The 26,936-nt window shown below is 72.1% G+C and carries 26 protein-coding genes and 1 pseudogene; 18 read left to right on the forward strand and 9 right to left on the reverse strand.

Going from position 1 to position 26,936, the window contains the following annotated elements:
• Positions 1 to 109: 109 nt before the first annotated feature.
• From ACFY0I_RS01030 to ACFY0I_RS01085, 12 genes and pseudogenes are all read left to right on the forward strand, one after another.
• Positions 110 to 1,501 carry a DUF6716 putative glycosyltransferase gene (locus tag ACFY0I_RS01030; RefSeq protein ID WP_388888350.1) on the forward strand — a complete coding sequence of 464 codons (1,392 nt, stop codon included), beginning with the start codon at positions 110 to 112 and terminating at the stop codon, positions 1,499 to 1,501.
• Positions 1,498 to 1,893: pseudogene (locus ACFY0I_RS01035) on the forward strand (cytidylyltransferase domain-containing protein); the annotation flags it as partial. The gene ACFY0I_RS01030 and the pseudogene ACFY0I_RS01035, both read left to right, overlap by 4 nt.
• A 390-nt stretch (positions 1,894 to 2,283) precedes the next feature.
• A complete protein-coding gene (locus ACFY0I_RS01040; protein ID WP_388889277.1) occupies positions 2,284 to 3,195 on the forward strand; it encodes an N-acetylneuraminate synthase family protein in 912 nt (303 codons plus the stop codon).
• A gap of 38 nt (positions 3,196 to 3,233) precedes the next feature.
• On the forward strand, positions 3,234 to 4,397 hold the full coding sequence (locus ACFY0I_RS01045; protein ID WP_388888353.1) for a hypothetical protein: 1,164 nt from the start codon (positions 3,234 to 3,236) through the stop codon (positions 4,395 to 4,397).
• 137 nt (positions 4,398 to 4,534) lie between these two features.
• Complete coding sequence (locus ACFY0I_RS01050; RefSeq protein ID WP_388889280.1) at positions 4,535 to 5,791, forward strand: amidohydrolase; 1,257 nt, start codon at positions 4,535 to 4,537, stop codon at positions 5,789 to 5,791.
• A 286-nt stretch (positions 5,792 to 6,077) separates the two neighbouring features.
• Positions 6,078 to 7,142 carry a BMP family protein gene (locus ACFY0I_RS01055; protein ID WP_388888356.1) on the forward strand — a complete coding sequence of 355 codons (1,065 nt, stop codon included), beginning with the start codon at positions 6,078 to 6,080 and terminating at the stop codon, positions 7,140 to 7,142.
• A 289-nt stretch (positions 7,143 to 7,431) separates the two neighbouring features.
• Positions 7,432 to 9,072, forward strand: a complete 1,641-nt coding sequence (locus ACFY0I_RS01060; RefSeq protein ID WP_388888358.1) for an ABC transporter ATP-binding protein — start codon at positions 7,432 to 7,434, stop codon at positions 9,070 to 9,072.
• Complete coding sequence (locus tag ACFY0I_RS01065; RefSeq protein WP_388888361.1) at positions 9,069 to 10,184, forward strand: ABC transporter permease; 1,116 nt, start codon at positions 9,069 to 9,071, stop codon at positions 10,182 to 10,184. Before ACFY0I_RS01060 ends, ACFY0I_RS01065 begins: the two co-directional genes overlap by 4 nt.
• On the forward strand, positions 10,181 to 11,446 hold the full coding sequence (locus ACFY0I_RS01070; protein ID WP_388888364.1) for an ABC transporter permease: 1,266 nt from the start codon (positions 10,181 to 10,183) through the stop codon (positions 11,444 to 11,446). Before ACFY0I_RS01065 ends, ACFY0I_RS01070 begins: the two co-directional genes overlap by 4 nt.
• Positions 11,443 to 11,841 carry a cytidine deaminase gene (locus ACFY0I_RS01075; protein ID WP_388888366.1) on the forward strand — a complete coding sequence of 133 codons (399 nt, stop codon included), beginning with the start codon at positions 11,443 to 11,445 and terminating at the stop codon, positions 11,839 to 11,841. Before ACFY0I_RS01070 ends, ACFY0I_RS01075 begins: the two co-directional genes overlap by 4 nt.
• 102 nt (positions 11,842 to 11,943) lie before the next feature.
• On the forward strand, positions 11,944 to 13,221 hold the full coding sequence (locus tag ACFY0I_RS01080; RefSeq protein WP_388888369.1) for a thymidine phosphorylase: 1,278 nt from the start codon (positions 11,944 to 11,946) through the stop codon (positions 13,219 to 13,221).
• 371 nt (positions 13,222 to 13,592) lie between these two features.
• On the forward strand, positions 13,593 to 13,919 hold the full coding sequence (locus tag ACFY0I_RS01085; RefSeq protein WP_388889283.1) for an STAS domain-containing protein: 327 nt from the start codon (positions 13,593 to 13,595) through the stop codon (positions 13,917 to 13,919).
• Here ACFY0I_RS01085 and ACFY0I_RS01090 read toward each other — a convergent pair.
• From ACFY0I_RS01090 to ACFY0I_RS01100, 3 genes are all read right to left on the reverse strand, one after another.
• Positions 13,815 to 14,819, reverse strand: a complete 1,005-nt coding sequence (locus ACFY0I_RS01090) for a sigma-70 family RNA polymerase sigma factor (protein WP_388888371.1) — start codon at positions 14,817 to 14,819, stop codon at positions 13,815 to 13,817. The two genes, ACFY0I_RS01085 and ACFY0I_RS01090, sit on opposite strands and share 105 nt — an antisense overlap.
• An 84-nt stretch (positions 14,820 to 14,903) precedes the next feature.
• Complete coding sequence (locus ACFY0I_RS01095; RefSeq protein WP_388889286.1) at positions 14,904 to 15,602, reverse strand: L,D-transpeptidase family protein; 699 nt, start codon at positions 15,600 to 15,602, stop codon at positions 14,904 to 14,906.
• A gap of 154 nt (positions 15,603 to 15,756) precedes the next feature.
• Positions 15,757 to 17,061 (reverse strand): MFS transporter, encoded by a 1,305-nt coding sequence (locus tag ACFY0I_RS01100; protein WP_388888373.1) that lies wholly within the window; start codon positions 17,059 to 17,061, stop codon positions 15,757 to 15,759.
• Between the two features lie 98 nt (positions 17,062 to 17,159).
• Between ACFY0I_RS01100 and ACFY0I_RS01105 the strand changes: the two genes are divergently transcribed.
• Entirely contained in the window at positions 17,160 to 18,098 is a 939-nt protein-coding gene (locus ACFY0I_RS01105) for a LysR family transcriptional regulator (RefSeq protein WP_388888376.1), read from the forward strand.
• An 18-nt stretch (positions 18,099 to 18,116) separates the two neighbouring features.
• On the opposite strand, the gene ACFY0I_RS01110 is transcribed toward ACFY0I_RS01105, so the two are convergent.
• The gene (locus ACFY0I_RS01110; protein WP_388888379.1) at positions 18,117 to 19,160 is read right to left on the reverse strand and encodes a LuxR C-terminal-related transcriptional regulator; all 1,044 of its coding nucleotides are present in this window, start codon (positions 19,158 to 19,160) and stop codon (positions 18,117 to 18,119) included.
• A 186-nt stretch (positions 19,161 to 19,346) separates the two neighbouring features.
• On the opposite strand from ACFY0I_RS01110, the gene ACFY0I_RS01115 reads away from it, so the two are divergent.
• Entirely contained in the window at positions 19,347 to 20,618 is a 1,272-nt protein-coding gene (locus tag ACFY0I_RS01115; RefSeq protein WP_388888382.1) for an ATP-grasp domain-containing protein, read from the forward strand.
• Here ACFY0I_RS01115 and ACFY0I_RS01120 read toward each other — a convergent pair.
• Together ACFY0I_RS01120 and ACFY0I_RS01125 are read right to left on the reverse strand one after the other, a co-directional pair.
• A complete protein-coding gene (locus ACFY0I_RS01120) occupies positions 20,594 to 20,965 on the reverse strand; it encodes a cupin domain-containing protein (protein ID WP_388888385.1) in 372 nt (123 codons plus the stop codon). The genes ACFY0I_RS01115 and ACFY0I_RS01120 overlap by 25 nt on opposite strands.
• A 73-nt stretch (positions 20,966 to 21,038) precedes the next feature.
• Entirely contained in the window at positions 21,039 to 21,758 is a 720-nt protein-coding gene (locus ACFY0I_RS01125; protein ID WP_388888388.1) for an alpha/beta hydrolase, read from the reverse strand.
• 114 nt (positions 21,759 to 21,872) lie between these two features.
• Here ACFY0I_RS01125 and ACFY0I_RS01130 point away from each other — a divergent pair, with 114 nt between their 5' ends.
• The 3 genes from ACFY0I_RS01130 (at position 21,873) to ACFY0I_RS01140 (ending at position 24,328) form a co-directional block, all read left to right on the forward strand.
• On the forward strand, positions 21,873 to 23,021 hold the full coding sequence (locus tag ACFY0I_RS01130; RefSeq protein ID WP_383995909.1) for an adenosine deaminase: 1,149 nt from the start codon (positions 21,873 to 21,875) through the stop codon (positions 23,019 to 23,021).
• A 139-nt stretch (positions 23,022 to 23,160) separates the two neighbouring features.
• The gene (locus tag ACFY0I_RS01135) at positions 23,161 to 23,424 is read left to right on the forward strand and encodes a hypothetical protein (protein WP_388888391.1); all 264 of its coding nucleotides are present in this window, start codon (positions 23,161 to 23,163) and stop codon (positions 23,422 to 23,424) included.
• Positions 23,425 to 23,548: 124 nt separating this feature from the next.
• Entirely contained in the window at positions 23,549 to 24,328 is a 780-nt protein-coding gene (locus tag ACFY0I_RS01140) for a hypothetical protein (RefSeq protein WP_388888394.1), read from the forward strand.
• A gap of 9 nt (positions 24,329 to 24,337) precedes the next feature.
• On the opposite strand, the gene ACFY0I_RS01145 is transcribed toward ACFY0I_RS01140, so the two are convergent.
• Genes ACFY0I_RS01145 through ACFY0I_RS01155 form a run of 3 tightly spaced genes read right to left on the reverse strand, consistent with a single transcriptional unit; the run spans position 24,338 to position 25,841 of the window.
• Complete coding sequence (locus tag ACFY0I_RS01145; RefSeq protein ID WP_388888397.1) at positions 24,338 to 24,556, reverse strand: PspC domain-containing protein; 219 nt, start codon at positions 24,554 to 24,556, stop codon at positions 24,338 to 24,340.
• A 52-nt stretch (positions 24,557 to 24,608) separates the two neighbouring features.
• The gene (locus ACFY0I_RS01150; protein ID WP_388888399.1) at positions 24,609 to 25,175 is read right to left on the reverse strand and encodes a VanZ family protein; all 567 of its coding nucleotides are present in this window, start codon (positions 25,173 to 25,175) and stop codon (positions 24,609 to 24,611) included.
• A 39-nt stretch (positions 25,176 to 25,214) separates the two neighbouring features.
• On the reverse strand, positions 25,215 to 25,841 hold the full coding sequence (locus tag ACFY0I_RS01155; protein WP_388888402.1) for a PH domain-containing protein: 627 nt from the start codon (positions 25,839 to 25,841) through the stop codon (positions 25,215 to 25,217).
• Between the two features lie 129 nt (positions 25,842 to 25,970).
• Here ACFY0I_RS01155 and deoC point away from each other — a divergent pair, with 129 nt between their 5' ends.
• Positions 25,971 to 26,933, forward strand: a complete 963-nt coding sequence (gene deoC / locus ACFY0I_RS01160) for a deoxyribose-phosphate aldolase (RefSeq protein WP_388889289.1) — start codon at positions 25,971 to 25,973, stop codon at positions 26,931 to 26,933.
• Positions 26,934 to 26,936 lie beyond the last annotated feature (3 nt).

Raw genomic sequence — 26,936 nt, forward strand, 5'->3', positions numbered from 1 at the left:
CGGATTCCATGTGAACGACGGGCGGCGGGCGCGTTAACCCGCACGCTTTCGCATTTCGTCGACGGGTTGTTAACCCACCGTTGTGCGTTCGTTGGGCCGAACACCGGAAATGCGGAATAGCTTCTGCCGGGTGCCAGTGCCACTCAGCAGCAGTCGCCGAACCGATCTCCGCATCGCCGTCATCGCCGATTCCGATACGCGGTGGAAATGGGGCGCGCTCACGGCCCGCCGCCTCGCCCCCGACCCGGAACACCGCCGGGTCACCGGCTACCTGTTGCGCGGCCGGGCCACCCCCACGCCGCGTCAGCTCGGTGAGGTCGGGGTCGCGACGGACGGCCTGCCGACCGAGGTGACCTGCGCGGAGTTCCTCGACGCCCTCCGGAGCGAACGCTACGACGTGGTCGTCCTCGCCCTCGTCGGCGGCGCCGTCCAAGCCGTCCTGCACGGCGTCCGCGCCCTGTGGCCGGGCCCGGCAGGCCGGCCCGTCCTCGTCACCGGGTACGTCGGCGTCGTCTACGAGAAGCTCGCCGACGGACTGCTGCTGCGGCACGGCGCCGACCTCGTCCTCGCCAACTCCCGCCACGACGCCGGTCGGTTCCGCGCCGTGTACGAAGGCGTCGGCGCCGACCCGGACGCCGTCACCGAGACCGCCCTGCCCTTCCTCGGCGGCGCCCCGTACGCCCCCGCGGGCGACCGCGCCCACACCGTCGTCTTCGCGGTGCAGCCCTCCGTCCCCGAAAGCCGCGCCGACCGTACGTACCTCCTGGAGCGGGCCGCCGGGCACGCCCGGCTCCACCCGGGCCGCGAGGTGCTGATCAAGCTGCGCAGCAAGCCGGGGGAGCACACCACGCACCTGGAGGAGCACCCCTACCAGCGCCTCGCCGAACGGCTCCCCGGCGGCCTGCCGGCCAACTGCCGCCTGGTGTACGGGAACATGGGCGAGGTCCTGGACGCCGCCGACCTGCTGGTCACGGTCTCCTCCACCGCCGCCCTGGAGTCCCTGCACCGGGGCATCCCGACCGCCGTGCTGACCGACCTCGGCATCCGCGAGGCGCTCGGCAACCACCACTTCCTCGGCTCCGGCTCCCTGACCTCCTGGGACCGCCTCGACGAGGGCCTGCTGCCGCGGGCCGATCCGCACTGGCTCGCCGCCCAGGGCGTCACGACCCACCCGCCGGGCACCGACCCGACGCCGGACGAGGTCCCCGACGCCCACGCCGCCGCCCGGGCCCGGCTCGCCGAACTGCTCTCCCGCGACCGGCTCCCCGCCGTCGCCCCGTACTACACCGCCGCCACCGCGCCCGGGTACCTCCCCGGCATCCTGGCCCGCCACCACCTCGACGTCGACGGCGCCCCGCTCCCCGGGGCCGCCCGCCGGTCGGCCGCCGGGTCCGGTCCGCGCCGCTGGCTGCGCGCCCGCCTGCGCGAGGGCGCCCGCGGCGCCTACCGGCACGGCGTCCAGCGCGTCGCCCCCGCCATCCGCCGGCTGGGGGAGCTGTGAGGGTCCTCGCGGTCATCCCGGCCCGGGGCGGCTCCAAGGGGGTGCCGGGGAAGAACACCGCCCCGGTCGGCGGGGTACCGCTGGTCGCCCGCGCCGTCCGCGCCTGTCTGGCCGCGCCCACCGTGACCGACGTCGCCGTCTCCACCGACTCCGACGCCGTCGCCGTCGCCGCCCGCGCCGCCGGGGCCGTGGTGATCCGCCGACCGGCCGCGATCTCCGGGGACACCGCGAGCAGCGAGGCCGCGGTCCTGCACGCCCTCGACGCCTTCGACGCCTCGGACGCCTCGGACGCCTCGGAGGAGGGCCGCGCCGCTTCCGTGGACGTGGTGGTCCTGGTCCAGTGCACCAGCCCCTTCCTGACGCCCTCGGACGTCGAGTCCGTGGCCGCCGCCGTCGCGTCCGGGGCGGCCGACTCGGCCCTGACCGCCGCCCCGTTCCACGGGTTCCTCTGGCGTCCGGGGCCCGACGGCGCCGGGTCGGGGGTCAACCACGAGGCCGCGTACCGGCCCCGCCGCCAGGACCGTCCCGCGGAACTGCTGGAGACCGGCGCCGCCTACGCCATGTCCGTACCCGGCTTCCGCGCCGCCCGGCACCGCTTCTTCGGGCGGACCCTGCCCGTCGCCGCCGACCCGGCGCGGGTCCTGGAGATCGACGACCCCCACGACCTCGCCCGCGCCCGCCTCCTCGCCCCCCTCTTCGACACCCCCACGGCTGCGGCCGAGCTTGCCGAACCCCCGGCGCCCGCCGGGACCCCGCGCACCGAACGAAGGGCCACACCCGCCATGACCGTCACCCCCGACTCCCGCCTGCGCAGCTTCGGTTCGCGTACCGCCGGCCCCGGCCGGCCCGTCTACGTCGTCGGTGAGATCGGCATCAACCACAACGGCGACCTCGGCTCCGCCTTCGCCCTGATCGACGCCGCCGCCGACGCCGGTTGCGACGCCGTCAAGTTCCAAAAGCGCACCCCGGAGATCTGCACCCCGCGCGACCAGTGGGACATCGAACGCGACACCCCCTGGGGCCGGATGACGTACATCGACTACCGCCACCGCGTCGAGTTCGGCGAGGCCGACTACCTCGCCATCGACGCGCACTGCGCCAAGCGCGGCATCGACTGGTTCGCCTCCCCGTGGGACACCGAGGCCGTCGCCTTCCTGGAGAAGTTCGACCCGCCCGCCCACAAGGTGGCCTCCGCCTGCCTCACCGACGACGAACTGCTGCGCACCCTGCGCGCCACCGGACGCACCGTCGTCCTGTCCACCGGCATGTCCACCCCGAAGCAGATCCGGCACGCCGTCGAGGTGCTCGGCAGCGACAACATCCTGCTCTGCCACGCCACTTCCACGTACCCGGCCAAGGCCGAGGAGCTCAACCTGCGGGTCATCAACACCCTCCAGGAGGAGTACCCGAACGTGCCCATCGGCTACTCCGGCCACGAGACGGGCCTCCAGACCACCCTGGCCGCCGTCGCCCTCGGCGCCGGCTTCGTCGAACGGCACATCACCCTGGACCGGGCGATGTGGGGCTCCGACCAGGCCGCCTCCGTCGAACCCGGCGGCCTCACCCGCCTCGTCCGTGACATCCGCACCATCGAGACCGCCCTCGGCGACGGCGTCAAGCGGGTCTACGACTCCGAACTCGGCCCGATGAAGAAGCTCCGCCGGGTCCAGGCCCCGGTCCCGGCAGCCGTCTGACCTCCGTCCCGGCCCCGCCCCCTGACGAGGAGTACGTGGTGTCCCCCTCAGCCGCCCCCACCCTGGCTTTCGTCGAGAGCCCCGTCCAGCTCCTGAACGTGCTGGAGTGGGCGCACGCCCGCGACGCCGCCCCCGCCCCCGCCGGCGCGCGACCGACCGGCGCCGGCCCGCTGCTGGACGGCGTACCGACCCAGCGCGACCGCCGCGCCGGCGCGGCGACCCCCTCCGCCGCCCCGCCGCGGATCGTGGTGCTGCCGCCCACCGACCCCATGTCCCGGGGCCAGCTGCGCCGGGTCGCCTCGATCGCCCGTGACGAGGGGTACGACGTCCACTGGCAGGAGGCCCGCGGCGGCTCCGGCGCCCCCCTGAAGGCGCTGGCCTCGCTCGCCGCCGCCGTGCGCGGCGCCGAACGGATCGTCGTCGGCGACCCGTTCTCCCGCTTCGTGCAGCTCCTCCTGGCGCCGGCCCGGGCGGCCGAACTCGTCGTCGTGGACGACGGCACCGCCACCATGGAGTTCGTCGCCCAGCTCGGGCGGGGCGAACGCCTGCGCCGCTGGCACCGCACCGGCGGCGGCCCCGCGGCCCGGGCGCGGGAGCTCGTGTACGCCCCGGTCTCCGGCACGGCCCGCCGCCGGCTCACCCCGGGGACGCGCCGCCGGGTGGAGGTGTTCACGTCGATGCCCGTCGAGGCCCTGCCCGGCATGGAGCTGCGGGTCAACGACTTCGCGTGGACCCGCTCCCGCTTCGGGCCGCCGCGCCTGACCCGGGGCACCGACCTGGTCGGCACCTCGTTGGTGGAGACCGGCGTCGTCGACCCGGACCGCTATCTGGAGGCGGTCCGCGCCCTGACCCGCGAGCACGGCGTGACCCGCTACTTCGCGCACCGCCGGGAGTCCCCGGAGAAGCTGCGCGGGCTGAGCGAGGCGACCGGACTGGAGATCGTACGGCCGGACCTGCCGCTGGAACTGATCGCCCGGCGGGGTCCGATCGGCCGGACCGTCGTCAGCTTCCCGTCCACGGTCGTCCACACGCTGCCGTACGCCCTGGCCGGTACGGGGGTGACCGTCGCCGTGTGCCCCGTCGATCCGGCCTGGCTCACCGAGGCCGCCTCCCCGAGGGCGCGCGGCTTCCTGGCCGGGGTCACCGACACCGCCCGCGATGTGCGCAGACTGCCCGCGCAGGCCGCTCCGGCGGCCGGATGAGCGCGCGAGTTTACCCCCGGGTGCATCCGATCATGCGTCCAGAGGCGGGGATTCTTTCCCCTGACGGCATGAACTTTTTGTGATCTCCGGCCAGTTGGCCCGTTCGTGGGCCTACCCTTCAACGGGTGAACCAGTTGATGTCCCGCGAGTCCCAGACCGCCCTGCCCGGCACGCCCGACCGGCCCGAGCTGCCAGGCACGCTTCCGGACCACCTGCGTGCCGAACTGATCGCCTTCCGTCGGGACTTGCACATGCATCCCGAGCTAGGACACCAGGAGTTCCGCACCACCGCCGCGATCAAGGCCCGGCTGGAGAAGGCCGGCCTGAGCCCCCGGGTGCTGAAGTCCGGCACCGGCCTGATCTGTGACGTGGGGGAGTGGGACGGCGTACGGCCCATGTTGGCCCTGCGCGCGGACATCGACGCCCTGCCCATTCCGGACGCCAAGACGCACGTCGCGTACCGCTCCACCTTCCCCGACCGCGCCCACGCCTGCGGCCACGACGTGCACACCACCGTCGTGCTGGGCGCCGGCCTCGTGCTCGCCGAGCTCGACCGGCAGGGGTTGCTGCCCCGGCCCGTACGCCTGCTGTTCCAGCCCGCCGAGGAGGTGCTGCCGGGCGGGGCGAGCGACGCCATCGAGTCCGGCGTGCTGGACGGCGTCGGCAAGATCATCGCAGTGCACTGCGACCCCCGCGTGGACGCCGGCCGGATCGGGCTGCGCCCCGGCGCGATCACCTCGGCCTGCGACCGCCTGGAGGTCAGCCTCTCGGGCGCCGGCGGGCACACGGCCCGCCCCCACCTGACCACCGACCTGGTGACCGCCGCCGCCCGGGTGGCCGTCGACGTACCGGCGCTGCTCACCCGCCGGATGGACGCGCGCTCGGGGATGTCGGTCACCTGGGGCCGGATCGAGGCCGGACACGCCTGCAACGTCATCCCGATGCACGCCGAGCTGTCCGGAACCGTTCGCTGCCTGGACCTGGGCGCCTGGCACGAGGCCCCCGACATGATCCACGCGGCGATCGACGAGGTCGCGACCATGCACGGGGCCAAGTTCGAGATCAACCACGTCCGCGGGGTGCCGCCGGTGGTGAACGATCCGGCGGTCACCGAGCTGCTGCGCGAGGCCATGGCGGTCCGCCGCGGCGCCGAGGCGGTCGAGGACACCGAGCAGAGCCTGGGCGGCGAGGACTTCTCCTGGTACCTGGAGCACGTCCCCGGCGCGATGGCCCGCCTCGGCACCCGCAAGCCCGGCGACACCACCAAGCGGGACCTGCACCGGGGCGACTTCGACGTGGACGAGTCCGCGATCGGCGTCGGCGTGGAGTTCTTCACCGCCGCGGCGCTGCTCGACGGACTGCGGGCGGGGGCCGGCGCGGGGGCGGCCCGATAGTCGATCCGGCCCGTGCGTCCGGGCGGTCGATCCGGCCCGCCGGAGCCGTCCGGCCCGACGATCGACGGAGGTCCCTACAACAACCGCCGGAGATCGGGTGGAGGTGTCCAGCCCTTGGTACGCAAGGGCTGGCCCACGAACCAGTTACCGATCGGTCACTGTCCGGTTCGCGACGATCCGATAACGACTCATGAACGGGCCTTTAACTGACATCTACGCGCGTTACGATCGCCGCGAAACCAGCGCCGGTCGTGGCGCTTCGGTCAGGTTTTGAAGGAGCCTCCCCTTGCGCCGGATCACCAGGATCGCCACCGTGGGCATCGCGTCCGCGGCGCTGGCCCTCTCGGCCACCGCCTGTGGCGGTAAGAAGTCCTCGGACAGCACCTCCTCCTCGTCGAGCTCCGGCTCCTCCGAGGCCAGTGCCGCCATCGCGTACGACATCGGTGGCCGCGGCGACCAGTCGTTCAACGACGCCGCCTTCGCGGGCCTCGAAAAGGCCGAGAAGGAACTGAAGATCAAGGGCGCCGAGGCGGAGCCCACGGACGGCGAGGGCGAGGCCGACAAGGTCCAGCGCCTCACCGAGCTGGCCCGCAAGGGCAACAACCCGGTCATCGGCGTCGGTTTCGCCTACGGTCCGGCCATCAAGAAGGTCGCCCCGAAGTTCCCGAACATCACGTTCGGCATCATCGACGACACCTCGGTGCAGGACAAGAACGTCGCCAACCTGGTCTTCAGCGAGGAGCAGGGCTCCTACCTGGCCGGCGTCGCCGCCGCCAAGGTCTCGAAGACCGGCACGGTCGGCTTCATCGGCGGCGTCGAGGTTCCGCTGATCAAGAAGTTCCAGGCGGGCTTCGAGCAGGGCGTCAAGGACACCAACCCGAACGCCAAGGTGCTCACCACCTACCTGACCCAGCCGCCGAACATGGACGGCTTCGCCAAGCCCGACCTGGGCAAGGCCGCCGCGCAGGGCCAGATCGACGGTGGCGCCGACGTGGTCTACGCGGCCGCGGGCCTCGCCGGCTCCGGTGCCATCGAGGCCGCTTCGGCCAAGGGCAAGTGGGCCATCGGCGTCGACTCCGACCAGTACAACCAGGCCGGTCTGTCGAAGTACAAGAACGCCATCCTGACCTCGGTCACGAAGGACGTCTCCGACTCCGTCTTCGACCTGATCAAGTCGGTCAAGGACGGCAAGCCGACCACCGGTGAGATCCGTTACGGCCTGGACAAGGACGGCGTCGGCCTGGCCGACTCCAACCCGGAGTACAAGAAGATGACCGAGGTCATCACCGCGGTGGACAAGGCCAAGGCCGACATCATCGCCAAGAAGATCACCGTCAAGACCACCCCGTAGGGTTCCGTCTGAACAGTTCGACAGTTCGTTGTGGTGCTCGGGGTTCGGGGTGCGGTCTCTGCCGCTCCCGGGCCCCGCACCGCGTCGGACACGTTCCGTGTTCACTCGTGGCCAGTTGGTCGCAAGTTTTCACTTTCGACAGTGCTACGCGCGTAGAGGCATCGGGGACGCGATACCGTCCAGCTCCCGCCCACCCGCCCGGCCGATCGACCGCCCTGTCTCCCCCTGCCTCCAGCTCCTTCCGCGCCAAGGAGAGTGCGTCATCAACGCGTCCAGCCCGCCCCCCGCCGTGGAACTGCACGGCATCACCAAGCGTTTCCCCGGCGTCGTCGCCAACAAAGACATCGCGATCACCGTTCGCAAGGGCACGGTCCACGCCCTGATCGGCGAGAACGGCGCCGGCAAGTCGACGCTGATGAAGATCCTCTACGGCATGCAGAAGCCGGACGAGGGGACCATCGCGATCGACGGGGAACAGGTCACCTTCTCGAGCCCCGGCGACGCCATCGCCCGCGGGATCGGCATGGTGCACCAGCACTTCATGCTCGCCGACAACCTCACCGTCCTGGAGAACGTGGTTCTCGGCGGCGAGAAGCTCTACGGCATCGGCTCCAAGGCCCGCAAGAAGATCCTGGAGATCTCGAAGGCCTACGGCCTCGGCGTGCGCCCCGACGCCCTCGTCGAGGACCTCGGTGTCGCGGACCGGCAGCGCGTGGAGATCCTCAAGGTCCTCTACCGCGGCGCGCGGATCCTCATCCTCGACGAGCCGACCGCAGTGCTCGTGCCGCAGGAGGTGGACGCCCTCTTCGACAACCTGCGCGAGCTCAAGTCCGAAGGCCTGACGGTCATCTTCATCTCGCACAAGCTGGGCGAGGTCAAGAAGGTCGCCGACGACATCACCGTCATCCGGCGCGGCACCACGGTCGGCACCGCCGACCCGAAGACCGCCACCACCAAGCAGCTCGCCGAGCTGATGGTCGGCGCGGAACTGCCCTCGCCGGAGACCCGCGAGTCGACCGTGACGACCACCCCGATGCTGACGGTGTCGAACCTGACCGTCGCCGCGGGCGACGTCGTCTCCGCCGAGCCGGAGACCATGACCGGCGCGGACCCGGAGGACTCCTCCCTGCGCGAGCACACCGCGGTGGGGCGCCTCCTGCTGGACGACATCAGCTTCACCATCCACAAGGGCGAGATCCTCGGGATCGCCGGCGTCGAGGGCAACGGCCAGACCGAGCTCATCGAGGCGCTCATGGGCATGAGCGCCGCCGACACCGGCGTCATCACGCTGGACGGCCGGGACATCACCAAGGAAACGGTGCGCAAGCGCCGCGTGGGCGGGATCGGTTACATCCCCGAGGACCGCCACCGGCACGGCCTGCTGCTGGAGTCCCCGCTGTGGGAGAACCGCATCCTGGGCCACGTCACCGAGGCGCCGAACTCCAAGAACGGCATCCTCGACCCGAAGGCCGCCCGCAAGGACACCGAGCGGATCGTGCGCGAGTACGACGTCCGCACGCCCGGCATCGACGTCACCGCGTCCTCGCTCTCCGGCGGCAACCAGCAGAAGCTGATCGTCGGCCGCGAGATGAGCCACAACCCGAAGTTCCTCATCGCCGCCCACCCCACCCGCGGCGTGGACGTCGGTGCGCAGGCGCAGATCTGGGACGCGATCCGCGAGGCCCGCCGCGAGGGCCTGGCCGTCCTGCTGATCTCCGCGGACCTGGACGAGCTGATCGGCCTGTCCGACACCCTGCGCGTGATCTACCGCGGCCGCCTGGTCGCGGACGCCGACCCCGCGACCGTCAACGCCGAGCAGCTCGGCACCGCCATGACGGGCGCCGCCTCCGGGCACCTGGAAGCCACCGACAACCACTCCGCCGCCGGTACCGACGCGGGTACCGCAGCACCGGAGGACGAGGCCCGATGAAGAAATTCGACAAGGACCGGCTGCTCCTCGGCTTCGCCGGACCCGTGCTCGCCCTGGTGAGCGCCTTCCTGCTGACCGTGATCGTGCTGGCCGCGACGGGCATCGACCCGATCGAGCCGCTGCGCCTCATGGTGGAGAACGCCGGCTACGAGGACGTCCAGGTCCTGATCCTGAACCAGGCCGGCACGTACTACCTGGCAGCCCTGGCCGTGGCCATCGGCTTCCGGATGAACCTCTTCAACATCGGCGTCGACGGCCAGTACCGGCTCGCCGCGATGGTCTCCGCCGTGGTCGGCACCGCGGTCGCGCTGCCCGGTCCGCTGCACATCCTGCTGATCGTGGTCGTGGCCATGCTCACCGGTGCCTTCTGGGCCGGTATCGCGGGCGTGCTGAAGGCCAGGCGCGGTGTCAGCGAGGTCGTCTCCACGATCATGCTGAACGCCATCGCGACCAGCCTGATCGCCTGGCTGATCCTTCCGAAGAACCTGGGCGTCCAGCCCGAGGGCTCCAACGACCTGACGACCGGCGACATCGCCCAGTCCGGTTGGTTCCCGGCCCTGACGATCGGTGACGGCCTGGAGGTCTACGGCTTCACGTTCGTGGCCTTCGCGCTCGGCATCGTCTACTGGTTCGTCCTCAACCGCACCCGCTTCGGCTTCGACCTGCGCGCCACCGGCGCGAGCGAGTCCGCCGCGCAGGCCTCCGGCGTGGACGCCAAGAAGATGATCATCACCTCGATGCTCATCTCGGGCGCGGTCGCCGGCCTGTCCGGCATGCCGCAGCTGCTGGGCGAGACCCACACGTACAACCTGTCCTTCCCGGTGGGCGTCGGCTTCACCGGCATCACCATCGCGCTGCTCGGCCGCAACAGCCCGGTCGGCATCCTCTTCGCCGCGTTCCTGATGGCCTTCATCGACAAGGCCTCGGCCTCGCTCGACACCGAGGGGTACGCGAAGGAGATCGGCACGATCATGAAGGGCCTGATCGTGATCGCGGTCGTGGTCTCGTACGAACTCGTCCGCCGCTACGGAATCCGCCGCCAGCAGCAGAAGGTCGGCGCGGAACTGGCCGCGGGCCACGCCATCAAGACCGACAAGGAGGTCGCGGCGTGAGCACCAGCACCGTTTCCGCGAAATCCGCCGCCCCGAAGAAGCCGGGCGGCCGCAAGAAGCTCACCCTTCCCTGGATCATGCTGATCATCGCGGGCGGGCTCGCGCTGGTCTCCCTGGTCCGCCTGATCAGCGGGGCCAACGACCTGACCTCGGTCGGCCAGGTCTCCGGCGCCCTCTCCCTCGCGGTGCCGATCGGCCTCGCGGGCCTCGGCGGTCTGTGGGCCGAGCGCGCGGGCGTCGTCAACATCGGCCTCGAAGGCATGATGATCCTCGGCACCTGGTTCGGTGCCTGGGCCGGCTACCAGTGGGGCCCGTGGACCGGCGTCCTCGTCGGCATCGCCGGCGGCGCCATCGGCGGCCTGCTGCACGCGATCATCACGGTCACCTTCAACGTGAACCACATCGTCTCCGGTGTGGCCATCAACATCCTCGCGCTGGGCTTCACCCAGTACCTGTCGAACTTCACGTTCGCCGAGGCGGAGGGCGGCTCCTCCAAGCAGTCGCCGCGCGTCGAGGAGATCTACAAGATCACCGTGCCGGGGTTGTCCGACTGGATGAAGGACCTCCAGGGCAAGCACTGGTTCTTCGTCTCCGACCTCGCCGGCGTCATCGGCGGCCTGGTCACCGAGCTGTCGCTGCTGACCATCGTCGCGCTGCTGCTGATCCCCGGCACCTGGTGGGTGCTGTGGCGCACCACCTTCGGCCTGCGGCTGCGCTCCTGCGGTGAGAACCCCGTCGCCGCCGAGTCGCTGGGCGTCAACGTCTACAAGTACAAGTACATCGCCGTGATCATCTCGGGCGGCCTCGCCGGCCTCGGTGGTGTGTTCCTGTCGATCGTCGCCAGCCCCATCTACCAGGAGGGGCAGACCGGCGGCCGCGGCTACATCGGTCTCGCCGCGATGATCTTCGGCAACTGGATGCCGGGCGGCATGGCGCTGGGCGCGGGCCTCTTCGGCTTCACCGACAGCCTCAAGCTGCGCGGCGGCGCGGAGAACGTCCACGCCATGCTGCTGCTGGTCGCGATCCTGCTCACGCTGCTCCTCGCCTGGCAGCTGTACAAGAAGAAGTACGTCCAGGCCGGCGTCTCCGGCGCCTTCGCGGTGCTGCTGTACCTCTGGTACGCCTTCACCGACCAGGTGCCCAGCCAGTTCGTGGACGCCGCCCCGTACTTGACGACGCTCTTCGTGCTCGTCCTGTCGGCGCAGCGCCTGCGGATGCCCAAGGCGGACGGCATGCCGTACCGCAAGGGCGAGGGCAAGTGACCCCGCCCCGCGCGGCGGATTGGGAAGCCCTGCGAACGTACGCCCGGGACGCGATGACCCGTGCGTACGCCCCCTACTCCGGCTTCCCGGTCGGCGTCGCGGCCCTGGTGGACGACGGCCGCGTCGTGACCGGCTGCAACGTCGAGAACGCCAGCTACGGCCTCGGCCTGTGCGCCGAGTGCGGCCTGGTCTCCTCCCTCCACGCCACGGGCGGCGGCCGGCTCACGCACTTCACCTGCGTGGACGGCAAGGGCGAGATCCTCGTCCCGTGCGGGCGCTGCCGCCAGCTGCTGTTCGAGTTCGGCGGGCCGGAGCTGCTCGTCGAGACGCCGGACGGGGTCCTGCCGCTGAGCGCGATGCTCCCGCAGGCCTTCGGGCCCGACCACCTGAGATAGCCGTGCCGACGGCCCTCCGCCCCCGCCGGGGCGGAGGGCCGTCGGTTTCTCCTCCTCCTCGTTCCACCCCTCATCTCTATGCGCGTAGAAGGAAGTCACCTCATGGACGTCATCTCCGTCATCCGGACCAAGCGGGACCGCGGTGAGCTGAGCCCCGAGCAGATCGACTGGGTCATCGACGCGTACACGCGCGGTGTCGTCGCCGACGAGCAGATGTCGGCGCTGGCGATGGCCATCCTGCTGAACGGCATGAACCGGGCCGAGATCGCCCGCTGGACCGCCGCGATGATCGCCTCCGGCGAGCGGATGAACTTCGACTCCCTCTCCCGCCCGACCGCCGACAAGCACTCCACCGGCGGCGTCGGCGACAAGATCACCCTCCCGCTCGCCCCGCTCGTCGCCGCCTGCGGCGCGGCCGTGCCGCAGCTGTCGGGCCGCGGCCTCGGCCACACCGGCGGCACCCTGGACAAGCTGGAGTCCATCCCCGGCTGGCGCGCGCTGCTGTCCAACGAGGAGATGCTGAACGTCCTCGACACCACCGGCGCCGTCATCTGCGCGGCCGGCGACGGCCTGGCCCCCGCCGACAAGAAGCTCTACGCCCTGCGCGACGTCACCGGCACCGTCGAGGCCATCCCGCTGATCGCCTCCTCGATCATGTCGAAGAAGATCGCCGAGGGCACGGGCTCGCTCGTCCTCGACGTCAAGGTCGGCTCCGGCGCCTTCATGAAGAACATCGAGGACGCGCGCGAGCTCGCCTCGACGATGGTCGCCCTCGGCACCGACAGCGGCGTCAAGACGATCGCCCTGCTCACGGACATGTCCACCCCGCTCGGCCTGACCGCCGGCAACGCCCTGGAGATCCGCGAGTCCGTCGAGGTCCTCGCCGGCGGCGGTCCCTCCGACGTCGTCGAGCTGACCCTGGCCCTGGCCCGCGAGATGCTCGAAGCCGCCGGGATCAAGGACGCCGACCCGGCGAAGGCCCTGGCCGACGGTTCCGCGATGGACGTGTGGCGCCGGATGATCTCCGCCCAGGGCGGTGACCCGGACGCGGCCCTGCCCGTCGCCCGCGAGCAGCACGTCGTCACCGCCTCCGCCTCGGGCGTCCTGACCCGCCTCGACGCGTACGCCGTCGGCGTCGGCGCCTGGCGCCTGGGCGCGGGCCGCGCCCGCAAGGAGGACCCGGTCCAGGCCGGCGCCGGCATCGAGCTGCACGCCAAGCCGGGCGACACGGTCACCGCGGGCCAGCCCCTGATGACCCTGCACACGGACACCCCGGAGAAGTTCGAGTACGCCCTCGCCTCCCTGGAGGGCTCCTACGACGTGGCCCCGGCCGGCACGGCCTTCACCGCCACGCCGATCGTCCTGGACCGCATCGCCTGACCTGCGGCTTCCCCGTCGGGTGAACGGGATCGGTGGACGCCCGCCGGTCCCGTTCGCCCTCGCCGAGGTCACCTCGAAGTCGAACGCGTCCCCCGACCGGATCGCCGAGGCGTTGGCCTACGCCCACGCCGGCATCCCGCTCCACCTGCTCATCGACGGCTACGCCCGCCCCCGGCCCGACCATCACCCTCTACGGCGAACCCAACGGCGGCGTGTACCGACTCCTCCGGGTCGGCGAGTTCGGCGAAACCTGCCACCTCCCGGCCCCGTTCGACCTGAAGTCGGACGCCTCCGCCCTCCCCACGCCGTGAGGTGCGCGCCCGCCGCCGATGAGTTCGCTCGGCCCCGGCAGTCCCCCCTGCGTGGAGATCATGCGACTCGTCCTGCCCGGCCCCGGACCGGCCCCGCAGGACGTGGCGGGGCTGTGCGCCCGCCTGGAGCTGCTGTACGAGGCCGGCGCGGCCGCGGTGGTGTGCGACGCCGGGGCCGTCACCGCCCCGGGTCTGGGCGCCGTCGAGGCCCTGGCCCGGCTGCGGCTCACCGCCCGCGACCGGCCGTTCCGGGTCACCGGAGCCGGCCCGCCCCTGCGCGGCCTACTGCACCTCGTCGGTCTCGTCGAGCTTCTCGGGGAGCCCGAACAGCGGGAACCACCGGGCGGTGTCCAGGAAGGCGTTCAGCCCGACGATCCGCCCCTCTGAGACCTCCAGCACCTGGAGCGCCCACGGGGTGTGCCCCTTGCCCGAGGGGTCCGGCCGGTACTGGCCGAACGCCGGCATGCCGTTCGCCGTCGTCGGCACCAGCCGGGAGCCCTTGCAGCCGATGCCCTGGCCCAGGTGCCACGCCGCGATCTCCGCGGGCCCCTGGAGCCACAGGTCGAACGGCGGCATCGACAGCACCGCGTCCTCGTGCAGCAGGGTCGTGAGCCGGGAGATGTCGTACGCCTCGAAGGCGGACAGGTACTGCTCCAACAACTTCGCCTGGTCCGTGTCCAGGGGGTCCGCCGACTCGGTCTCCCGGATCCGCCGGCCGGCGAGCGTCGCCCGGGCCCGCTGGAGCGCGCTGTTCACCGAGGCCACCGTGGTGTCCAGGAGCTGTGCGACCTCGTCGGCCTTCCAGGCGAGCACCTCGCGCAGGATCAGCACGGCCCGCTGCTTGGCCGGCAGGTGCTGGAGCGCCGCGACGAACGCCAGCCGGACGGACTCCTTGGCCACCGCCATCTCCGCCGGGTCGGCGGTCTGCGGCAGCACCCGCCCGTCGGGCACCGGCTCCAGCCAGGTCACCTCGGGCCGCTCGCCGAGCACGGCGGAGGCCTGGTGCTGCGGGGCGGTGAGGTCCATCGGGCGGGCCCGCTTGTTCCCGGCGCTCAGCAGGTCCAGGCAGACGTTCGTGGCGATGCGGTACAGCCACGAGCGCAGCGAGGAGCGGCCCTCGAACTTGTCGAAGCCGCGCCAGGCGCGGACGTACGTGTCCTGCACGGCGTCCTCGGCGTCGAAGGCCGAGCCGAGCATCCGATAGCAGTATCCGGTCAGTTCCACCCGGTAGCGGTCCATCGCGGCGTCGAGGTCCGCTTCCGGTGGTGTCGTGGCGAGGTCACTCATGGCTGCCGTTTCCCCAGAAGGATTCCGATGCTTCGGAAGCTACCCGAGGGCACCGACAACGGCAGCCGCGAGCGGCCCTGCGGATCAGGTTCCGGGCTTGCGCCCGTACACGAACACGTCCTCGCCGTTGCCCAGCATGCTCCAGTACGCCTTGGCGTCGGCGGTGGTCATGTTGACGCAGCCGCCCGACCCCGGCGGGTTCCACATGCTCTTGGGCGTGGAGTGGAAGGCGATCCCGCCGTCGAAGAACTGCGAGTACGGCATCGCGACGTTGTAGATCGTCGACCAGTGGTTGATGCTGCGGTAGTAGATCTTCTTCAGGCCGGTCCGCGTCGGGGTCTCGGCCTTACCGGTGCGTACGGGCACCGGCCCGTACTTGAGCGTCGCGCCGTCCTGGATCCAGGTCAGCTGCCGGGTCAGGTCGACGCAGGCGATCCGCCCCAGGTTGGTCGGGCACTTCCGGTCGGCGTTCGGGTTCTTCCCGGCCGCCCGCTGGGCCAGCATCGTGTTCATCGTCTGCCAGGTCAGCGGCCCCGCGTACCCCGCCGTGGGGGTTATCCCGTGGGTGGCCTGGAAGGACTGGATGGCAGTGCAGTCGGCTGCCGACTGCACGCCGTCCACCGGCCTGCCCAGGAACTGTTCCACCTGCCGCTGGTACGGCCCCGTGGTCACGTTGCAGGAAGCGGCCTGAGCCGCCCCGCCGCCCGCGACCACCAGGGGCGCGGCCAGTGCCAACGCCCCGCCGAACACCACTGCTGCCCGTTTTTTCGCACGCGTGCGCATCGCGGCCATTCGCCCTCCCCATGTCCTGCACCGCATCTTGAGGCACGGATGCGCGCGAAGACAGGGGAAGTTGTGTAACGACCTGGGATTTCCCGGCACCGACCGCACCGGAACCCCTTTTGTCTCCTCCTGGCCCCTCCAGGACCCTCCCGCCTCAGCGGGCGGTCGCCGCCGACAGCGAGATCCGCCGCTCGACGCGGGCCGCGTGGGACCCGTAGAGGGTGATCGAGGCGACGCCCACCACCGCCAGCAGCGCGATGCCGACCGTGGCCGCCCACCCCGAGGCGTGGTACGCCAGCGCGCCCAGCGTGCCGCCCGCGCTGGAGCCCAGGTAGTACGCGGACTGGTAGAGGGCGGAGGCCTGCGCCCGGCCGGTCCGCGCCGTCCGGCTGACCTCGGCGGAGGCCACCGCGTGACCCGCGAAGAAGCCCGCCGTGATCAGCACCAGGCCCACCAGGATCGCGGCCAGCGAGTCGGCCAGCGACAGCAGCAGCCCCAGGGCCGTCGTCGTCACGGCCAGGTACAGCGCGCCGCGCCGCCCGGTGCGGGCCACCAGCTTCCCGGCGGCCGCCGAGGAGACCGTGCCGACCAGGTAGACCAGGAACACCGATCCGACGACGCCCTGACCCAGCGAGAACGGCGCGTCCACCAACCGGAAGCCGATCACCGTGTACACCGCGCCGAAGACGGTCATGAACAGCGCGCCGATCCCGTACAGCCGCAGCAGCAGCGGATCGCGCAGGTGACCGGCGACGGTACGTCCCACCGCGCGCGGGTTCAGCGACGCCGGCCGGAAGAACCGGGCCCGGGGCAGCAGCACCAGGAAGGCCACCGCGCAGGCCAGCGCCATCAGGCCGACGCTCAACAACCCGGCCCGCCACCCCCACAGCTGCGCCGCCCAGCCGGTGACGATGCGACCGCTCATCCCGCCGATGGAGTTGCCCGCCACGAACAGGCCGATCGCGCCGACCAGCGCCTTCGGCCGGACCTCCTCCGCCAGGTACGCCATCGCGGAGGCCGGGATGCCGGCGATCGCCGCGCCCTGCACCGCGCGGAGCACCACCAGCCACTCCAGGTTCGGCGCGAACGGCACCAGCAGGCCGACGCCGACGGCGAGCACCATCGACCAGGTCATCATCCGGGTCCGTCCGAACCGCTCGGACAGCGCGCTGAGCGGCAGGACGAAGAGGGCGAGGGCGCCGGTGGCCGCGGACACCGTCCAGCTGGCCTGACCCGCCGTCACGCCGAACCCGGCGGAGATCGCGGGCAGCAGGGCCTGGGTGGAGTAGAGGAGGGCGAAGGTCGCCAGTCCCGCGGCGAAGAGCGCCAGGCTCATCCGGCGGTAGCCGGGGCGGCCGGGGGAGAGGGGCCCGTCCGTGGTGTCGGGGGCGGGCGCGAGCGGGGACGACAGGGTGGAGGCACCCGAGGTGACGGGTGCCCCGGTATGAGCGGGAGGCATACGAAGACCGTAGGCCCGCCTTTTTCATGCGTCCAATGCACAGATTCGCCATAATCGATCCACTCACGCATCACCACAGCTCAGGGCGGCGGATGTCAATGAACCGTTACGAAGAAGACATGGCCGTGACACGGCAGCTGGCCCCCCGGCTCGCCCATTTCGTCGTCGTCGCCCGGCACGAGCACGTCACGCGCGCCGCGCACGAACTGGGCGTTCCCCAGTCCACCCTGTCGCGGGCCATGGTCCGCCTCGAACAGGACCTGGGCGTCACGCTGTTCGCCCGCAAGGGCCGCACCGTCGCCCTCACCACGGCCGGGCGGACCTTCCTCGCCTCCGCCGAACAGGCCCTCGAAGGGATCGCGCGCGCCGCCGAATCCGTTCAGCAGGACGCCGACCCGGGCTTCGGGAAGGTCGCGTTCGGGTTCCTGCACACCCTGGGACCGGAGACCGTGCCGGGCCTGATCCGCGCCTTCCGGGCCGACCACCCCCGCGTGCGGTTCTCCCTCGTGCAGAACTACGGCGAGGCCATGCTGGAGAAGCTCCGGGCCGGTGAGCTCGACCTCTGCCTCACCTCACCGCTGCCCGACGCCCCCGACCTGGTGGCCCGCCGGCTCGACGAACAGCGGCTGCGCCTGGTCGTACCGGACGACCACCGCCTCGCCGGGCGCAAGCGCATCCGGCTCGCCGAGGCCGCCGAGGAAACCTTCGTCACCCTCGAAGCGGGCTACGGCCTGCGCCGCATCACCGACGACCTGTGCGCGGAAGCCGGCTTCGTCCCCAAGGTCGCCTTCGAGGGCGAGGAGGCCGAAACCCTGCGCGGCCTCGTCGCGGCGGGCCTGGGCGTGGCCCTGTTGCCCCCGCCGGCGGTGCCCCGGCCCGGCGTGGTCGAGCTGACGGTCACGGCCCCGCGCGCGGTGCGCGAGATCGGCGTCGCCTGGCTCGACGGGCACCCGGACACGCCGCCGGTCGCGGAGTTCAAGCGCTTCCTGCTGTCCCGCCGCGGGCGCCTGATCGCGGAGTCGGAACCCCTGTCCTGACCGGTCCGCCACCGTGGCCTACGGGGGCGGCGCGACCACCGGCGACAGCAAGTACCCCGCCTGGAAACGGGACTTGGCGCCCACGGCCCGCATGATCTCCGCGATGTGTCGCTGGCAGGTCCGCTCCGACATGCCGAGGCGGCGCGCGATCACCTTGTCCTCCAGCCCCTCCGACAGCAGCCGTACGATCGTCTGCCGCAGTTCGTCCGAGATCGACCGTGCGGCGTCCGGGCCGACCGTCGTCGGGAACGGCTCGGCCCCCAACCAGGACCGTTCGAAGGCCGCCGTCATGAAGTGCACGACGTTCGGCTCGCGCACCACCAGCGCCGCCCCGCTGCGGTCCGGCACCGCCATCAGCCCCGTGTGCTGGTCGAAGATCAGCATCCGCATCAGTCCGTCGCCGAGGGTGCGCACCTGCGCGCCCAGCGCCGTCACCCGCTCGACGTACGCCGCCGTCGGTCGCGAGTAGCGGGCCGTGTGCTGGTAGATCGTCCGCATCCGCACCCCGCGCGCCAGCAGCGACTCGTCCCGCCCGACCGCGTCCTCCAGCGTCTCCAACGGCCGGCCCCCGCCCGGCTGCGAGGTCAGGAGCTCCCGTTCGCACCCCGCGACCAGCTCGGTGATCAGTCCCCGCACCGCGCCCAGGTCCGTCACCAGCTCCAGGTGCCCCGAACCGCTCAGCTCCCGGTACGCGGCCCCCGCCTCGTACGCCGGCACCAGCGACTCCAGCCGTCCGCGCAGCCGGTCCATCTCGTCGTGGGTCTCCCGTACGAGCAGCGCCAGCGGGGCCAGGACCCGTGCCGCCGCCGCCCGGGGCGCCACCGCGCTCCACCGTTCCGGCCCCTCGCCCGGGGCCCGCTGGAGCAGCTGCGCCGCCGCCAGCTCGGTGATCGCCGCGCCCGCCCGGGCGCCCAGCGCCGTGGTCGCCTCCGCGGCGGTGAAGGCGCGGCGCTCGACGGCGTAGGCGTACAGGCGCCGCGCGGCAGGCGTCAGCTCGTCCCCGTGGTCCCGGTGGTCCTCGTGGCCCCCTCGGCCTCCGGGGAGGCCCTCGGTCCCGTTCACCCCATCGACCTCATCGACCCCGTCGTCTCCGTCGGCAGCGGCTGGCATATGCCTATTCGTCCCTGCATGTGACCGTTTATAAACCCCTCGTGTTCCCGCAAGGCGGCAACTCGACGCGTGCGCGGCGGCTCCCGGCATATGCCGAACCGGCACAGTGGGGGCACGGCGTGACGGGGGGAGCGCGGGATGCGGCAAGGACCGAACGACCAACGGCGCCAACCCGTGGCCGTCCTGCTGAGCCCGCGTCCCGCCGAGGTTGCCGCCGCCCGCCGCGCGGGCGCGCGCGCCGTGGTGGTCGCGCCGGATCCATCGGTGCCATCCGACCGTGAGGGGGCGGAGCGGCGGGTACGGACGGACTGGCGCGACCACCCCCGCCTCGTCGCGGAGGTCGGCCGACTGGCGGAGGTGCGGGGCTGCCGGGCCCGCGTCTTCGGCTTCGGCCCCGCCGCGACCCTGGCCGCGGCCCGCGCCAACGAGGCCCTCGGCCTGCCGGGGACCCCCACCACCGCCGTCACCGCCCTCATGGACAAGGCCGCCCTCCGCGCCCGCTCCAACGCCCTGCACCCCGCCCGGCCGGTCTCCTTCGCCCGCTGCGGCCGGGCCGCGCTGATTCCGTTCCTCGCCACCCTCATCGGATACCCCTGCGTCATCAAGCCCCGAGCGGGCGCCGACGGAGAGGGCGTGCGGTTCCTCGGCGACGCCGCCGCGGCGCAGGCCGCCGCCCCGCACTACCCGGAGATCACCGACCTGCTGGTCGAGGAGTACCTGGAGGGCCCCGAACTCGCGGTGGAGGCCCTCTCCCGCGCGGGCCGCCACCGCATCCTCGGCTGGACCCGCCGGCTCCCGGGCCCCGGCGCCGGTCTGACCGCGGTGGGCCACGACCTGCCCGTCGCCCTCGACCGGGCCACCGCCGAGGCCGTACGGGCCCTCGTGCGCGGCGTCCTGGACCTCACCGGCCATCACGACGGCCCCTCCCACACGGAGGTCGTGCTCACGCCGCGCGGCCCCCGCCTGGTCGAGGCCCACGCCCGTCCCGGCTCCGAGGAACTGACCCAGCTGCTGCGCCTCGCGCACGGCACCGACGTACTCGCCCTCGCGCTCGCCGCCGGCCTCGACCTCCCGGAGCCGCCGCGCCGCCCCCGGGAGGCCCACGCGGGCCTGCGGTACGTGGACTTCCCGCCGGGCCGCAGACTGGCCGAGGCGGGCCCCCGCCTCGCGGCGGCCCGCGCCGTCCCCGGCGTGGTCCGGGCGCGCCTGACGGTGCCGCCGGACATGGTGGTCCGGGCCGCCCCGACGGGCGGCCACCACCACGCCCAACTCCTGGCCACCGCTCCGACGGCCGCGTTATTGAGGAGCACCCTCGACGACGCCGCCGACCTGCTCACCCGTGACCCGCGGGACCCGCCGCCGGGGCGGCCCTGCCGGCCGCCGCGTCAGCCCGACCGCGGCTTCGCGTAGTCACCGAACCCCGTCCAGTCCAGGACCACGCAGGCTTCGTCGCCCACGACCCAGGCATCGTGTCCCGGCGCCACCTGCATGAAGTCACCGGCGCCGTACTCGGTGCTCTCCCCGTCGTCCATCACGATCTTCATCAGGCCGCTCACCACGTACCCCGTGTGCGCCGCCGTGCAGCGATCCGTGCCGACCAGCGGGCCGACGTGTTCCGTCCAGTGCCATCCCGGCTCGAACACCGCGCGGCCGACCGGCCCGCCGTTCGTCATCAGCAGGTCCAGCCGCCCCGTGCCGTCCTGGAACGGCCGGGTCTCGTCCGCGCTGTCGAAGTTCCTGCGCACCAGTCCGGCCATGACGCGTCGCCGCCTCCCGGTGAGGAGTGCCCCGAGTTCCACTCCTCACCCTACGCGCCCGCCGCGGGCCCGTTCAGCCCCGCAGGGAGCGGCCGAAGCCCGAGGCCAGCGGCATCCGCAGGCCCAGCGGCGGCGGCGCGGCCAGTGCGTCGGTGACCGGTCGCGAGTACCGCCCCGACACCATGGCGCCCATCACGAAGTCCACCCCGAGGGCGACCACTTCGGCCTGGTGCTCGCGCAGCCCGTGCCCGTCGGAGTGCACCTCGAACCGGCAGGTGGAACGGTTCGCCTTCTTCGCCCGGGCCGCCAACAGGAAGGAGGACTCCGGATCGCTGCGGGCGTCGTTCGTGCCGTGCACGATCAGCACCTGGCGCCCCGCGAGGTGCTTCACCGGTTCGGGGGAGCCCTCCTCGTCCGCGACCCCGAGGCAAGGTGCCAGCGCCAGAACGGTGTTGACGGCCCCGTGGCCGCCCGCGCGCAGGGCGGTCCGCCCGCCCGCCCCGTACCCGGCCAGGCACACCGGCACGTCCCCGTACCGTCTCAGGGCCTCGTCCGCCGCCCACCCGGCGGCCTCCTCCTGCGGCCCCGCCCCGTGCTGCACGGTGTGCGCGACCAGCCCGTCCGTCCCGCCCGCCCGGGCCAGCGCCCGCGCGAGCGGACGCAGCGGACCGGGGGAGAATCTGGACACCCCGGGGAGCAGGAGCACCACACCACTGACCGTCGAAACCGAACCGTTCGCTCCGGCGGGCCGCCCCAGGCGGACCCCGCGCGCCGGCGGCGCATGCTGTGCCATGGCGGAACAGTCTCAGACCGTCAGGTGTACGCCACCCGTCCGGACGGTCACTGTTACATATCGGCGACCGTTGCCTGGGCTACGCTCTACGCGCGTAGGAGCTAGAGTGCCCAGATGACGAGCGACACCCCCACCCTGCCCACGCCGGACCAGATCCGCCGCTCCCCGAAGGTGCTCCTGCACGACCACCTCGACGGTGGACTGCGCCCCGGGACCATCATCGAGCTGGCCCGCGAGGTCGGCTACGAGAGCCTCCCGGAGACCGACGCCGACAAGCTCGGCATCTGGTTCCGCGAAGCCGCCGACTCCGGCTCCCTGCCGCGCTACCTGGAGACGTTCGCGCACACCTGCGCCGTCATGCAGACGAAGGAGGCGCTCTTCCGGGTCGCCGCCGAGTGCGCCGAGGACCTGGCCGAGGACGGCGTCGTGTACGCCGAGGTCCGGTACGCCCCCGAGCAGCACCTGGAAGCCGGCCTGACCCTCGAAGAGGTCGTCGAGGCCGTGAACGACGGCTTCCGCGAGGGCGAGCGCCGCGCGAAGGCCAACGGCCACCGCATCCGCGTCGGCGCCCTGCTGACCGCGATGCGCCACGCGGCCCGCGCGCTGGAGATCGCCGAGCTGGCGAACCGCTACCGCGACAACGGCGTGGTCGGCTTCGACATCGCCGGCGCCGAGGCCGGGTTCCCTCCCACCCGCCACCTCGACGCCTTCGAGTACCTCAAGCGCGAGAACAACCACTTCACGATCCACGCGGGCGAGGCCTTCGGCCTGCCCTCGATCTGGCAGGCCCTTCAGTGGTGCGGCGCCGACCGGCTCGGGCACGGCGTGAAGATCATCGATGACATCGAGGTCGCCGAGGACGGTTCGGTCACCCTGGGCCGACTGGCCTCGTACGTCCGGGACAAGCGCATCCCCCTGGAGATGTGCCCGACGTCGAACCTGCAGACGGCCGCGGCCGCCTCGTACGCCGAGCACCCGATCGGTCTGCTGCGCAAGCTGCACTTCCGGCTCACGGTGAACACCGACAACCGGCTGATGAGCGGTACCAGCATGAGCCGCGAGTTCGAGCACCTGATCGACACCTTCGGCTACTCGCTCGATGACATGCAGTGGTTCACCGTCAATGCGATGAAGTCCGCGTTCATTCCTTTCGATGAACGACTGGCCATGATCAACGACGTCATCAAGCCCGGTTATGCGGAGCTGAAGTCGGAATGGCTGTTCCGTCAGACGGCTTCGACCAGCGGTTCCGTATCGGCCTAGGCCACGGCATGACGTACTGAAAGCGCCCGGGAGGAGCAATTCCCGGGCGCTTTCTCGTATTTGATGATGTTTGCGGTCGGGGGTTTCAAGTGACTAGTTTGCGGAGCCGCTCAATTCCCCGTCGCAAGGACGATCTTTCATGAAGCAGTCTGCTGCCAAGTCCCTCGGTGTCGCTGTCATTGGTGCCGCCCTCGCCGCGGGTGCCGCCGGCACCGCCTCCGCCGCCGGCCTGCCGGCCGCGAACCTGACGGACGCCCTCGGCGCCGTCACCAGCGCCACCAGCTCGGTCACCAACCAGACGCAGGAGGGCCAGCAGGGTCAGTCGTCCGACCCCGCCGCCCCCGTCACCGGTCTCCTCGGCGGTCTCCCGGCCCTCGCCGGCGGCCTGCCCGTCGGCGGCTGACCTGCCGCGACGCGTACGTGTGTGCGGCTGGCGCACGCCTCTTCGAGGAGGTGTGCGTCGCGCCGCGCGGTGTGCCACGATCGCCCGTAACTGCCGCTCGACGTACGGGGTATGAGGTTCCGTCATGCGCATCAAGGCTCGATCCACAGTGCCGGTGACGACGATCGCGCTGCTTCCCGCGCTGCTCCTGGCAGCGGTCGGATGCAGCAGCGCGGACTCCCCCGCGTCCGGCAAGGTCCCGGACCCCAAGGGCTCCGCCGCCGTCCCCGCCCCCGGCGCCCCGGGTGCGCCCGGCGCGTCGGCGTCGGGCTCCGCCGCGACCGGGACGACCGCCCCCGTCGGCCTGGAGCGGGCCGCCCTCGTCCAGGGCGACCTCCCCGGCTACCAGATCTCCGCGCAGGGCAAGAACCCCAACGCCCCCGACGGCCAACCGCAGGCCGACAAGAAGGCGTGCCAGCCGCTGGCCGACATCATGGGCGACAAACCCGACCCGGCCGCCCGCGAGACCGTGAACCGGGGCATCGGCTCGCAGAAGCAGGTCGGCCTCGCCGTCTCGGCCTCCGTCAGCTCCTACTCCGAGAGCGACGCCAAGCGGCTCGTCTCCCGCCTGCGCGACGCCGTCGCCGCCTGCGGCACGGGGTTCGCCGCCACGGTGGAGAAGCAGACCGGCAGCTACCGGGACGTGAAGGCGGTCCCGTACAGGACCGCCGGGGACGAGAGCGTCAGCTGGACCACGGTCGCCGCCGCCGGCGGGGTCTCGGCCCAGGTGCACCTGGTCGTCGTCCGCGAGGGCGACACCGTCGTGCGGCTGATGGCGCTCAACGTCGCGGGCGCCGGCCGGCAGGCGACCGTCCCGCAGGAGGTCGCCGACAAGCAACTGGAGAAGGTCGCCAAGGCCGGCTGACCGGCGGAACTACCAGGCGGCGCCGGTGGCGCCGCCGGCCGTCCCGTACTTCTCGTTGGGCAGCAGCAGCCACAGCGCCAGGTAGATCAGGAACTGCGGGCCGGGCAGCAGGCACGAGACCACGAAGATGATCCGCATCGTCTTCGCCTTGATGCCGAAACGTCGCGCGAGACCGGCGCAGACGCCACCGATCATCCGTCCGTCACGGGGGCGGGCAATCGCGCTCATGGCTTTCTCCTTCGTAGGGTGACCGCGCTCCGGGAATCCCCTGCGCGATGCCTCAATACTCGCGCGGCACCGCCGAAAGAACCTCGGTCCAGCGGCCGAGCCCGACCCTGGTAATTCTCGGGGTGGGCCCCTGAGACCGCCTCATCCTGGCCCTCAGGGCCGGTACGACGGCCAGGTGCGCGAGCACCATTCCGAGGGTGTTCAGCAGCACGGAATCCACGTCCACGACCTGCCCGGGGACGGCCGTCTGCAGCATCTCGATGGAGAGGGAGACCAGGACGCCGGCGGCGGCGGTCCGGGCCAACGAGGACCACGCGGACCACGGCGTGGGCGCGAGCCGCCCCCCGGCCAGCGGCAGCAGCACCCCGAGCGGGGCCAGCAGCGCCAGCCCCTCGCCGATCCGCCGGGCCGCCTCCAGCGGCCCGTACGCCAGGTCCGCCCTGATCCCCTCCAGCGGGGTCAGATTGGCGGCGGCGGCCCACGGCACGTCCAGCGGACGCAGGGTCAGCCATGCCACGAGGACCAGATGCGCGGCCAGCAGGGCCCCGCTCAGGATTCGGGGCCGGAGCGGGAGCTGTGTGGCGGTGGCGGCGCTGCCGCTGCCCTCATGACGGTGCACACCCGCGAGGACGCGTCCCCCGGTGGCGGTGGTTCCGCCTCAGCCCGTGACGAGCAGCACGATCAGCAGCGCCACGCCCGCGACGGCCGGCGCGATGATCTCGAAGGACCACGTCACCTTGACGGATCCCTGCGCGCCGGGCCGCGCCGCCCCGCGCTCGGCGAGCTCGCGCAGTTCGTCGACGACCTTGTCGGCCGCGGCCCGCTCCGGCGCGTTCGCCGCGTCGTCGCCGTCCTTCGCCGTTCCCCGGCCGCTCAGCGCCTCGCGCCGGCTGAGCCGGCGACTGGCCCTCTTGCGCTCGCGCAGCGAGACCGGAACCGACCAGAGCTGGTACTTCGATCCCTCGGCCAGGACCTCCGCCGAGTACCCGGCGCGCACCGCGTCCACGGCGGCCCAGGGCAGCTCGATGACGCGGAACGGGTTGCGCACCCGCATCCGGTCGTCATTGGCGAAGACGGCCGGGCGGATGGTGAAGGCCACGGTCAGCGGCACCGCGAACAGGGCGATGGCCAGCCCGATCCAGCGGCCCGGGCCCTCGCCCCGGACGACGGCGTCCCCGCACAGCCACGCGATCACGGCGAGCATGAGCACCCCGGTGACGACGGCCATGGGGGAGCGGTAGACGCGGTCGTCGTAGACCGGCTCGTGGGGGGAGGGCGTAGTCATGCCGCCGATTGTGCCGTACGCACGCGCGAGCGCGACAAGCCCTCCGCACCGATGACGGATGTCACGCCCATATGTGCGCCGTGGGGGGTGACAGGCAGCTACGCGCGTAGATATGCTCCCCTGGTGACCATGCCCACCACCCTCACCGCATTCGCTGACGTGACGACGTCCGACAGCGCGCTGCGCCGCTTCCTGCACGGGCTGCCCGGCGTAGACGCAGTCGGCCTGGAGGCCCGAGCGGCCTCCCTCGGCACCCGCTCGATCAAGACGACGGCCAAGGCGTACGCCATCGACCTGGCCATCTCGATGATCGACCTGACGACGCTTGAGGGTGCTGACACCCCGGGCAAGGTCCGGGCGCTGTCCACGAAGGCCGTCCACCCCGACCCGACCGACCGCACGACGCCGATGACCGCCGCGGTCTGCGTCTACCCCGACATGGTGGCCACCGCCAAGGCGGCCCTGAACGGCGCCGACGTCAAGGTCGCCTCCGTCGCCACGGCCTTCCCGGCCGGCCGTGCGGCCCTGCCCGTGAAGCTCGCCGACACCCGTGACGCCGTCGCCGCCGGCGCCGACGAGATCGACATGGTCATCGACCGTGGCGCCTTCCTCGCCGGCCGCTACCTGGACACGTACGAGCTGATCAAGGCGGTCAAGGAGGCCTGCGTCCGCGAGGACGGCACGGCCGCCCGACTCAAGGTGATCTTCGAGACCGGCGAGCTGTCGACCTACGACAACATCCGCCGTGCCTCCTGGATCGGCATGCTCGCCGGCGCGGACTTCATCAAGACGTCCACCGGCAAGGTCGGCGTCAACGCCACCCCCGCCAACACGCTCCTCATGCTCGAAGCCGTCCGCGACTTCAAGGCGCAGACCGGGATCCAGATCGGCGTGAAGCCCGCCGGTGGCATCCGCACGACCAAGGACGCCCTCAAGTTCCTGGTCCTGGTCAACGAGACCGTCGGCTCGGACTGGCTGTCCAACCACTGGTTCCGTTTCGGCGCCTCCAGCCTGCTGAACGACCTGCTCATGCAGCGCCAGAAGCTGAGCACCGGACGCTACTCCGGTCCCGACTACGTGACGGTGGACTGATCA

Source organism: Streptomyces sp. NPDC001568 (genome assembly GCF_042893755.1).
Classification (GTDB): Bacteria; Actinomycetota; Actinomycetes; order Streptomycetales; family Streptomycetaceae; genus Streptomyces.

Excerpts from the sequence above, each read along its gene's own strand:
- ACFY0I_RS01090 (WP_388888371.1), bottom strand. The coding sequence starts at position 14,819 with ATGAGTGACCTCGCCACGACACCACCGGAAGCGGACCTCGACGCCGCG.
- ACFY0I_RS01145 (WP_388888397.1), bottom strand. The coding sequence starts at position 24,556 with ATGAGCGCGATTGCCCGCCCCCGTGACGGACGGATGATCGGTGGCGTC.
- ACFY0I_RS01050 (WP_388889280.1), top strand. The coding sequence starts at position 4,535 with ATGTCCCGCGAGTCCCAGACCGCCCTGCCCGGCACGCCCGACCGGCCC.
- ACFY0I_RS01065 (WP_388888361.1), top strand. The coding sequence starts at position 9,069 with ATGAAGAAATTCGACAAGGACCGGCTGCTCCTCGGCTTCGCCGGACCC.
- ACFY0I_RS01115 (WP_388888382.1), top strand. The coding sequence starts at position 19,347 with ATGCGGCAAGGACCGAACGACCAACGGCGCCAACCCGTGGCCGTCCTG.
- ACFY0I_RS01100 (WP_388888373.1), bottom strand. The coding sequence starts at position 17,061 with ATGCCTCCCGCTCATACCGGGGCACCCGTCACCTCGGGTGCCTCCACC.
- deoC (WP_388889289.1), top strand. The coding sequence starts at position 25,971 with ATGCCCACCACCCTCACCGCATTCGCTGACGTGACGACGTCCGACAGC.
- ACFY0I_RS01135 (WP_388888391.1), top strand. The coding sequence starts at position 23,161 with ATGAAGCAGTCTGCTGCCAAGTCCCTCGGTGTCGCTGTCATTGGTGCC.
- ACFY0I_RS01140 (WP_388888394.1), top strand. The coding sequence starts at position 23,549 with ATGCGCATCAAGGCTCGATCCACAGTGCCGGTGACGACGATCGCGCTG.
- ACFY0I_RS01095 (WP_388889286.1), bottom strand. The coding sequence starts at position 15,602 with ATGCGCACGCGTGCGAAAAAACGGGCAGCAGTGGTGTTCGGCGGGGCG.
- ACFY0I_RS01080 (WP_388888369.1), top strand. The coding sequence starts at position 11,944 with ATGGACGTCATCTCCGTCATCCGGACCAAGCGGGACCGCGGTGAGCTG.
- ACFY0I_RS01130 (WP_383995909.1), top strand. The coding sequence starts at position 21,873 with ATGACGAGCGACACCCCCACCCTGCCCACGCCGGACCAGATCCGCCGC.
- ACFY0I_RS01105 (WP_388888376.1), top strand. The coding sequence starts at position 17,160 with ATGAACCGTTACGAAGAAGACATGGCCGTGACACGGCAGCTGGCCCCC.
- ACFY0I_RS01125 (WP_388888388.1), bottom strand. The coding sequence starts at position 21,758 with ATGGCACAGCATGCGCCGCCGGCGCGCGGGGTCCGCCTGGGGCGGCCC.
- ACFY0I_RS01120 (WP_388888385.1), bottom strand. The coding sequence starts at position 20,965 with ATGGCCGGACTGGTGCGCAGGAACTTCGACAGCGCGGACGAGACCCGG.
- ACFY0I_RS01030 (WP_388888350.1), top strand. The coding sequence starts at position 110 with ATGCGGAATAGCTTCTGCCGGGTGCCAGTGCCACTCAGCAGCAGTCGC.
- ACFY0I_RS01085 (WP_388889283.1), top strand. The coding sequence starts at position 13,593 with ATGCGACTCGTCCTGCCCGGCCCCGGACCGGCCCCGCAGGACGTGGCG.
- ACFY0I_RS01040 (WP_388889277.1), top strand. The coding sequence starts at position 2,284 with ATGACCGTCACCCCCGACTCCCGCCTGCGCAGCTTCGGTTCGCGTACC.
- ACFY0I_RS01155 (WP_388888402.1), bottom strand. The coding sequence starts at position 25,841 with ATGACTACGCCCTCCCCCCACGAGCCGGTCTACGACGACCGCGTCTAC.